We start from the raw sequence: 8,695 nt of genomic DNA on the forward strand, positions 1-8,695 counted from the left end.
AACCCTTTAAAATTAATATAAAAAGATTTGGAAATGTACTTTTATAAACCAACTATAATACACACAAATTTAAGCAAAACAATCAGTTAAAATTGCCCAGATTTTCACATTAAATCTAACACCCTATTAAATAAAAATTCAATAAATAATACTATATATTAACCGTATGAAAATCTTTTTGATATAATAGTAACATTTTAAATCCTGAAAGTCCATATATTTAAAGATTTATTCAATCAGAGTGAATAGAATTATGATTTTTCATTTTATCAGACGCAAATTTCTTTAAAATTTTGGAACTAGGATGATCTGAAAGAGATACTAACTTGTTAACCAATGCAATAGGGAAAAGAGCGTTTTCGTACATGTTACATTTCAATTTCTCTATATTTAGTAGGATGATATCTAGATTCTTGAAGTCTTTCTTAGTTGGATGGGGAGTAGGTTCTCTATTGGGCAAAGTAGCAACATAAATATTTCCTTCTTTAGTTTTGAAAATTAGTTTACCACTGTAATATGTCCTAAAACCATATGGATACTGACGATTATCCTTACTAGGTATAATAAACTTATAGATGTAATCATCATCCAAAAGTAATGTTGATCTAGGTGGTATTAAGTCGGATATTTCAAGCCCATGCTCTACAAAAGCACCACTTTTCTCTAAACCAATCAAGTATAAGTCATGTTTATCGAATAAATAATTTACAAGATTCCTCATTGGTTTATACATCCTTGAAGAGTTCCCATAGAAAGCCAAAGGTCCATCTTTGATGAATAACGTCTCTTTCAGCAATTTCGGGCTCGTTTTAAGGATTGTGTGAAGTATATAAACAAGAATCATTTGTTCAAGTAGTAATATAATAGCTGCTGTCTCACCTACACCCAATTCCTCATCCACTGAATTTTGAATTCCAAAAACATCTGTTAGATATAAAAGCATATCACATTGTGGGCACCTAAAAGTGTAAGCTTTTGTCATTTCTCGTTTTTTAAGTTCCAAGTTGCTTAAACCACAACCAGGGCATTTAGAAAGTGGCCAAGATTCTCTTTTTTTCCCATATTCTTCGTATATGAACCAACTAAATGTATCCATCAATGTGTTTTCATCATCTAATGGGCGCATGAAAAACTCGTAAATAGATTTACGCACTGAAGAAATCATAGTTTCGTTTTTTAGCCTTATATTTTTGGTTGGTAGGACAAATTCAAACCTTTTGATCTCTTTTAGTTTTGAGATATCATCTGGATTGACAAATGGGGATTCAGAGATTTCATCAAGATCATTAATATTAAAAATTAAGGCCCCAAATTGATAGAATGTTATAATAGTTGAAGGAAATCTTTCTCGAACAGTTACTTGGGTGGATCCACCGTCAATTGCAATAATATGTTTAATTGGATTAATATCAATATCTAGAACTTCTTGGAAATCAAAATTAAAATCTTTTAAGTCTTCCATGGTTTTTGGCATTTCGCAATTTGAAAGAAAATCTTGAAGATACTGATTTTTAATTATATGACCATGAGATGCTTTACTAGCTCGTTCAAAGGGTTTTAGCCCTCTACTTGAATAGGCCATGTTATTCATCCTCGTTTACTGTAAATTTATCGATTTGAACTGGAACTACGAAAGGATTTGAGTAAGTTTTCATCCTAACAAATCCTTTATCCATACTTGCACTGAACTTCACGAGACTATCAGTAAAATCAGCAAAATCATAGTATTTTCTCAGTTCATGTATTTCTTCTACATTGTTAAGATGAGAAATGAACCAATTTTGAGTGTTTTTAAGTATATTGGCACTAATGGAACTGACTTCTTGGGTAGCATAGATTAAGCCAAGATTCAATTTTGCACCTTCTTTGGCAATCCGATTGTAGGTTTGACTTAGATCCTTACTTTCTTTTTTTGGAAAGAGGTTGTGAGCTTCTTCAAAGTATAATTGAACAAAATTATTAGGTTCATTTTTTATGAATCTGTCTAAAGATTTCTGAAAAATATGCGTACAGATCATTTCTGAGTACATATTTTGTATTTCTGGATTTCCTTGAGATAAGTCCACTATTACTATCTTACCTTCACTTAATGAGTTAATAATGTCCTTTTGGAATGGTTCATCTTGTGTAGGTGTGTGTTGTTCTCTGATTTTTGCTAGCTTTTTGTATCCGGATAGATTAGTATTTTTTGCACCTTCTCTTCTTCCTGTTAGAAATACTAGTATTGCTTTAAGATCTTCATCAGCCCATTCCCGGCCTTTATCCTGCTTGTATTTAATGAAAAATTCATCTCTGTAGTGGCTCCACACAGTCCTAAACCATTCTGTGGCCTGATCTAAACTTATGCCTTTTTTAGGGTTAATGGAACCATCTGATTTAACTAGCTTGTTTAACTCAGCATTACCTTCAAATTTGACTTTGAAACCTTTGGGAGGTTTAAGTCCTGCAGCTTTTAAGCAACATAGATAAGCTGCTTTTTGTCTTTCATATCTAGTTTTAGCAGAATAATCTTGAGTATCTTCTGGTTTGGTGAGTTCCACAGCACAGAAGCTGTTCACATAGTCACTATTTTCATTTTCTAAAGCCAATTTAACTAATTCAAAACCAGAGCTAACATCTTTATAAAAATTTACTTTCATTACCTTGAACCCTTCTTTTTCAAGTACACTATATCTGATAACATTATCTTTATAAAGTTCAAATATAGCTGTACCTTCATCTTGGAGGTTGGCATTAGCATATTCTCCATTTATGTCAAAAATAATTTGACCTACAGGATAAACAGGAGTTCCATCAACATTGAAGGGATCGATATTTTCATTAGTGCTGCTAATATCTCCAAGAGTGTAAGGTGCTTTTTCACTAATTTCTACAGTAGCCTCAATGATTTTTTTTATAGTATTAGATTTTCCAGTTCGGGTCATACCAAAAAAAGCAGTTCTCTTACCCAAAAAATCTTTGGGATTAATATAGACTGGAACTTTTTCCTCTTTTTCTTGAAAACGTCTACTTGAACTGTATCTGACATTTCCAATCTTAAAATCATTGGAATCACCCACAACAGTGTCATCATCTCTTAAGTTAACAATATATTCTAAAACTTTACCGCGTGGCTTGTAAACATTATAATTATGAGCACTGTAGAAATTCTCGACATCTGCTCCAAATACGCACCTTCCTTGATCATCTTTATAGAATGTACCTAAAACACGGCATTCTAGACCGGAAAAACTGAATTCATAACGAGTAAAGTCATCAAGTTGGTTGTCGGTGCCAGCTGTTTTGAGGTTATCTTTATAATATTCCACCATGGAACTTACAATTTCGTTATCAGTCGGAAGCCTAGTAGGTTTTAGTGCCCTAAGGAGCAATGCTTCTGAAATGTTATCAACATTATCATAAAAAGCTAAAAGAAGAGAGCCTTGAGGGATGCCACCAACTTTATTTTTCCAATAATCAGCTACTAAGACCATAGTTGTATCATAATCGACATAAAAAGGTCTTCCAACGAAATTTCTTTCAATGGGGGTTTCTTTAAATATATCAACTGAGGCAAGGTTTTTAATGGCTTCTGTTAAACTCATCTCTGCTCTCCTCCAAATTGTATGGATTTTAATCAATTTTGAACTGATAAACTAATGGCTTCTTTTTGATAGTCCCATAGAACAATCTTTTTTATTTTAGTTAATTTTTAAAATTGTTGTTTTTTTCCCATTTCCAATTTGGTACTATTTTAATAGATTTTTCATGAATTGCTGAGGGGACTCAATTATTTGAATCCCATTGACTTCTCCACTCCAAATGTCATCAAATTTTTTTAAATCTGAATTAAGATAAGTTTTTTCAGAGTTTTGCCAACTTCTAAATACCTTAAATTCTTCAATATTTGATTTCCAACAAGAAACCGTTTCATTGTTTGAGCCTCTGAAAGACAGACAATTTCCTTTTTCATCGGTAAAAATCCCAATTATTTGATGTATTATTCCATTTTTTCATCAACAGGAGTGCCAAAATCGTATAAAACCCTCGCAATTTTAATTTTTAGTTTGCCACTTGCAATCATCCATCATAAAGCATTAAGGTTATCATTAACAAATCTTTCTAGCAAAGTCAGTTTTTTGTCCCGATAAAAATCTTCAATTACTTTTTCGGGATTTTGATGAGCTTTTTTAATAATTTTTAAATCTTTTCCTATTAATTTAGTACCACATATTAATTCCATACTCCCGCAGTTATTAATAAATTTTGAAAATCCTTCAGCTGCAACGGATAGAATTCTAGATGAAAAAAAACTACAAATCTCTGATATTCAATAGAATTATTTAGTAAAGGAATATAAAAGTCATTTAAAATATCGTCAGTAGATGAATCATAAGCAGTTTTAATTTCCAAATCTTTTATATCCATATTCTAATCCTCTTATGAATGTAGTCGATTCATACTTTTTAAAACGCTCATATTAACTAATAATGAGTTTTAATCATAATATTGAGTACTATTAAACTATAATAAATTATTTACCATTAATTTTAAAATACATGCAAAGACAAAAGGAATATGCAATATTTGGATGGAAATTGTTAATATAAATAATACTATATTAAATAGTGGTTGGAATGACAAAGGTTATTAAAGATTCTAAGTTTAACAAAGAAGCAGAATCTATTATCTACAAAGGAGATTGCCTTGAATTATTATCTCAAATTCCAGACAAGTTTGTGAAATTAATTGTTACATCTCCACCTTACAATGTTGGAAAATCATATGAAAAAAAAATCGCTACTAAAGATTACCTTAATCAACAGACTGAAGTGATAAAAGAATGTGTCAGAGTTTTAGATGACAATGGCAGTATTTGCTGGCAAGTAGGAAATTATGTTAACAAAGGAGAAATTATTCCTTTAGATATAATATTATATCCAATATTTACTTCTTTAGGTTTAAAATTGCGTAATCGAATAGTATGGCATTTTGGTCATGGTCTTCATGCTTCTAAAAGGTTCTCTGGGCGTTATGAAGTAATATTGTGGTTTACAAAAAGTGATGAATACATTTTTAATTTAGATCCAATCAGAATACCGCAAAAATATCCTCATAAAAAACACTTTAAAGGCCCTAATAAAGGAAAACTCTCAGGAAATCCTAAAGGTAAAAACCCGAGTGATATATGGGAAATACCCAATGTTAAGGCTCAACATGTGGAGAAAACTGAACATCCTTGCCAATTTCCAGTTGAATTAATAGAAAGGCTGGTATTATCTATGACAAATGAAGGAGATTGGGTCTTTGATCCCTATATGGGCGTGGGCACCACTGCTATTGCCGCATTAATCAATCGAAGAAAATCGATCGGAGCTGAGATAATACCCGAATATGTTGAAATCGCTAATAAGAGAATTGAATTGGCAGAAAAGGGAGAATTGAGGATCAGACCTATGCAAAGATCTGTTTATGATCCAAATAAACCTAATAATATCCCGCCAAAGTTTGTAGAAATCAGAAGTTCTAGACAATCCAAATTAGTTTAAAATGAGTGATTTTATGAAAGTTTTATGCTAATGTCTCATTATAGATGATCGGAAATATTGGAACTATCTAATGAAAATAAATTTTTTTTATGTTATTAATGATGTTCTTGGTTAAAAAAGTAAACAAATTAAGAAAGGGTAAAGGCATATTACTATATTCTCCATCTTTCTTCAATTAAAATTTAAAAATATAATAATACTGAAATTTTGATGAATCAATCAACTCTCTGAAATTTAAAAACCTTAAATCCAATTGATCAATAATTTTAAAGTAATTCTTCGAAATAAGGTAAAATCATACCATTTGCAACATTCTCTTTTGAGATCAAAGTAGCAAAATCATCTTTATTTACATTTTTATCTATTACTATTTTTCCAATTTTCCAGAATCCTTCATTATTGAGATAAAACTTCCATACTTTACCATTGGTTAATATACCATAATTGTGTTTACCCGCATCCATATAATCTAAAAAATGTTCTTCATGGTTGTTAAGAGTTTTAATATCTAATAAATCGTCTCCAATACCTTTAACTTCAACCACAAGTTCATTGGGATATTTACCTAAAATAAAATCAATTTTTTCTTTCTTTTTCTTCTTACCCACTTTGATAGATTTTTCAAAAACAATCATGGACGGATCTAAAGTATCCCAACCTAAATTATTTAGCAATGGAATTACAATACCCTGTTTCATAGCCTCTTCATTGAACTTGTTACTGTCCGCAGCAGTCATGGAATTGATATTATCTAAAATTGTATCCAAAGAAGGAATATCTATCTTGTCCCTTTTTTTATCAGTGACATTTCCCTTCCATAGATATTGAATAAAAGTATCCATAATTTTCTTCTTATTAGTTGTTTCAAGATTTAATTCTACTTGAGATACATTTTTAATGGCTTCTAAATCTTTTGAGTGGTAATTTATTCTGTAAAATCTCCAAATCAGGCCATTGGTTAATATTCCAATATCAACATGTTTATAGGCACAATACTCCAAGAGTTGTCCTTCATGGAAGTTGAAATCTGTCTCACCCACTCTTTTAGCTTCTATACAAACTTGTCTAGATTTATGGTCGTTTAAAATGTAGTCCACCCTTCTAGTTCTATGATGCACTCCATGTTCAGGGTGAACTTCACAAACATCATAGGTATTCCAACCCATTTTTTGAAGTATAGGGATGATAATCAATTGTTTAGTGGTTTCTTCATTGAAAGATTCTTTATTCTTATATTCCCGAATCTTATCAATTAATTTAAAAAAAGGCTCCTTATAATTTAGGGGATAACCATCTGGATCAGGCCCAGAACAACATTTTGGCTTATGTTTTTTAAACAAACCGGGATTATTTTCAGAGATTAATTCAATGATAATGTTCCACTGAGTAAAAGGAATTTTATGGAATTCTTTTAGAAACTTTGTCTTCCATTTTTTTATTTCAGGACTCTTTCTTAAATCAGACAGGGTGATGGGATTCTTAATTTCAACTTTATCAGTCAAAATCGTTTTATACTTGCCATAAAGGCTTTTGGAATCTTTTTTTACTTCAAGGATGTATGCTAGATCGCGATGATTGCCTGAGCGATAGACAATAATTTTATCTTTCTTTTTAAAGGCTTTATTAGTGCATAATTCTAATTCATCATCTGCATCCATTTCAGAAAGTTTTTTCCAACAAATAACATCTTTAGAAACCCATAACCATCGGTCCATCAAACCACACCTAAAATATGTCTGATATTTAACAATAATAAATATTTATAGGATGTTGGTTTTAATGTGAAAATCTGGGCAATTTTAACTGATTTTTTTGCTTAAATTTGTATTTATTATAGTTGATTTTAAAATTACATTGTTAAGTCGTGTTATATTAATTTTAAAGGGTTTTTATATCGAAAAACTTAAAAAATTGCTTTTAAATAGTATTTTTGGCATAAAAAGAAAATACCATTAGTTCACGATATAAAAAACCCTAAATGTAAACTTGTTGGACGTATATATTTATTGATATCAACTCTAGAGAAACTCGGCAGGGATTAAGTCTAAATAAATTAAAATTATTAATAAGGTGTTATATGCTACAAAAATAGATTAATAACCATATTTTATTAATCTAATATTAAATATGAATTTAAATGAGCTAAATAACATGATAATAGCGAAAACATAGGGTCAGCATAACTTTAAATAATCTAGAGATTTCAGAGATTTTTTCGCTTTGGGAGAGTTAAAGTATTTAAGTTTCTATTAAAGACTAAATAAAGAATTAAAAAAAATAAAAGATGAAATAACAGATAATCATTAATTAAACTGATATTATTTGAATTTCAATTGACAAAGATTTATGATGATAGAAGTTAGGAGAAATGGCTATGAAATCGGCTTTTATAGTTCAAAATAAAAATATTTTAAGCTAAATTAACATTAGCCATAGACATGCGATATTTTTCACCGTTAACTTGTAATTCCACCCTGGAACAGTTCAAGACAGTAATTTATCTTTAAATCGAAAGTCCTAATATGAAGAGGAAAAATAAAAAAGGACTTAATGCTTGCAGATAAGATATTTTAAGCTTTGAAAACTATAGGATCGTTTAATGGACTAAAAATCGTACCATTAATCAAACCAAAGAAAAATACACTAAAAGATATAATTTTAGGCCAACTAAATTACCTATTAGCATTCTACACTGTGAAAACTTTTTAAAAAAATTATAAACTATTAGTAACTAAAATAAGTAAATTATAAGATACATAGGACGATTTATAGTCCATAAGAGCCAAAATTTGAAACTTTAACAAATTCTTCAAAAATGCAGGGAATTAAAAAAATAAAATCTTATAAATACAAATCAGCAGCAAAAATCACATAAGTTAGTTTACCTTTAGCACCCTAACATATCCCAACTAAAATTAGATTAAAAGCAATTAAAGTTGCTTGCTGAAATGTAAAAACCTAAAACCCTACGAAATAATTATTATAAGAAGTGTTATTTAATCTGAAATTGAAAATCTTCTTTTATCCTCTAAAATAAAAAGGCTCTGTCCAAAACTTGGGGGATTTCAAAAATCATGAAATGACAATAAAATATTTCTATTCTCGTTTAAACACATCATTTTCTGAAATAAAAACCTAAAAACTTTTATAATAAGTGGAGCATAGTA

Annotated in this window: 5 protein-coding genes; 1 reads left to right on the forward strand and 4 read right to left on the reverse strand. The window is 30.0% G+C overall.

Annotated elements, in window-relative coordinates; all coding sequences use genetic code 11:
- Positions 1-232: 232 nt before the first annotated feature.
- The 3 genes from HPY60_10700 to HPY60_10710 all read right to left on the reverse strand — a co-directional run bounded on the left by HPY60_10700 (position 233) and on the right by HPY60_10710 (position 4,222).
- The gene (locus tag HPY60_10700) at positions 233-1,582 is read right to left on the reverse strand and encodes a DNA double-strand break repair nuclease NurA (protein ID NPV51645.1); all 1,350 of its coding nucleotides are present in this window, start codon (positions 1,580-1,582) and stop codon (positions 233-235) included.
- 1 nt (position 1,583) lies between these two features.
- On the reverse strand, positions 1,584-3,584 hold the full coding sequence (locus tag HPY60_10705; protein ID NPV51646.1) for an ATP-binding protein: 2,001 nt from the start codon (positions 3,582-3,584) through the stop codon (positions 1,584-1,586).
- Positions 3,585-4,066: 482 nt separating this feature from the next.
- Positions 4,067-4,222, reverse strand: a complete 156-nt coding sequence (locus HPY60_10710) for a hypothetical protein (GenBank protein NPV51647.1) — start codon at positions 4,220-4,222, stop codon at positions 4,067-4,069.
- Positions 4,223-4,616: 394 nt separating this feature from the next.
- Between HPY60_10710 and HPY60_10715 the strand changes: the two genes are divergently transcribed.
- Entirely contained in the window at positions 4,617-5,528 is a 912-nt protein-coding gene (locus tag HPY60_10715; GenBank protein NPV51648.1) for a site-specific DNA-methyltransferase, read from the forward strand.
- Positions 5,529-5,794: 266 nt separating this feature from the next.
- Here HPY60_10715 and HPY60_10720 read toward each other — a convergent pair whose 3' ends face one another.
- Positions 5,795-7,243, reverse strand: coding sequence for a hypothetical protein (locus tag HPY60_10720; GenBank protein ID NPV51649.1), 1,449 nt, complete (start codon positions 7,241-7,243; stop codon positions 5,795-5,797).
- Positions 7,244-8,695 lie beyond the last annotated feature (1,452 nt).

It is taken from the genome of Methanofastidiosum sp., assembly GCA_013178285.1.
Classification (GTDB): Archaea; Methanobacteriota_B; Thermococci; order Methanofastidiosales; family Methanofastidiosaceae; genus Methanofastidiosum.

Excerpts from the sequence above, each read along its gene's own strand:
- HPY60_10700 (NPV51645.1), bottom strand. The coding sequence starts at position 1,582 with ATGGCCTATTCAAGTAGAGGGCTAAAACCCTTTGAACGAGCTAGTAAA.
- HPY60_10705 (NPV51646.1), bottom strand. The coding sequence starts at position 3,584 with ATGAGTTTAACAGAAGCCATTAAAAACCTTGCCTCAGTTGATATATTT.
- HPY60_10710 (NPV51647.1), bottom strand. The coding sequence starts at position 4,222 with ATGGAATTAATATGTGGTACTAAATTAATAGGAAAAGATTTAAAAATT.
- HPY60_10715 (NPV51648.1), top strand. The coding sequence starts at position 4,617 with ATGACAAAGGTTATTAAAGATTCTAAGTTTAACAAAGAAGCAGAATCT.
- HPY60_10720 (NPV51649.1), bottom strand. The coding sequence starts at position 7,243 with ATGGACCGATGGTTATGGGTTTCTAAAGATGTTATTTGTTGGAAAAAA.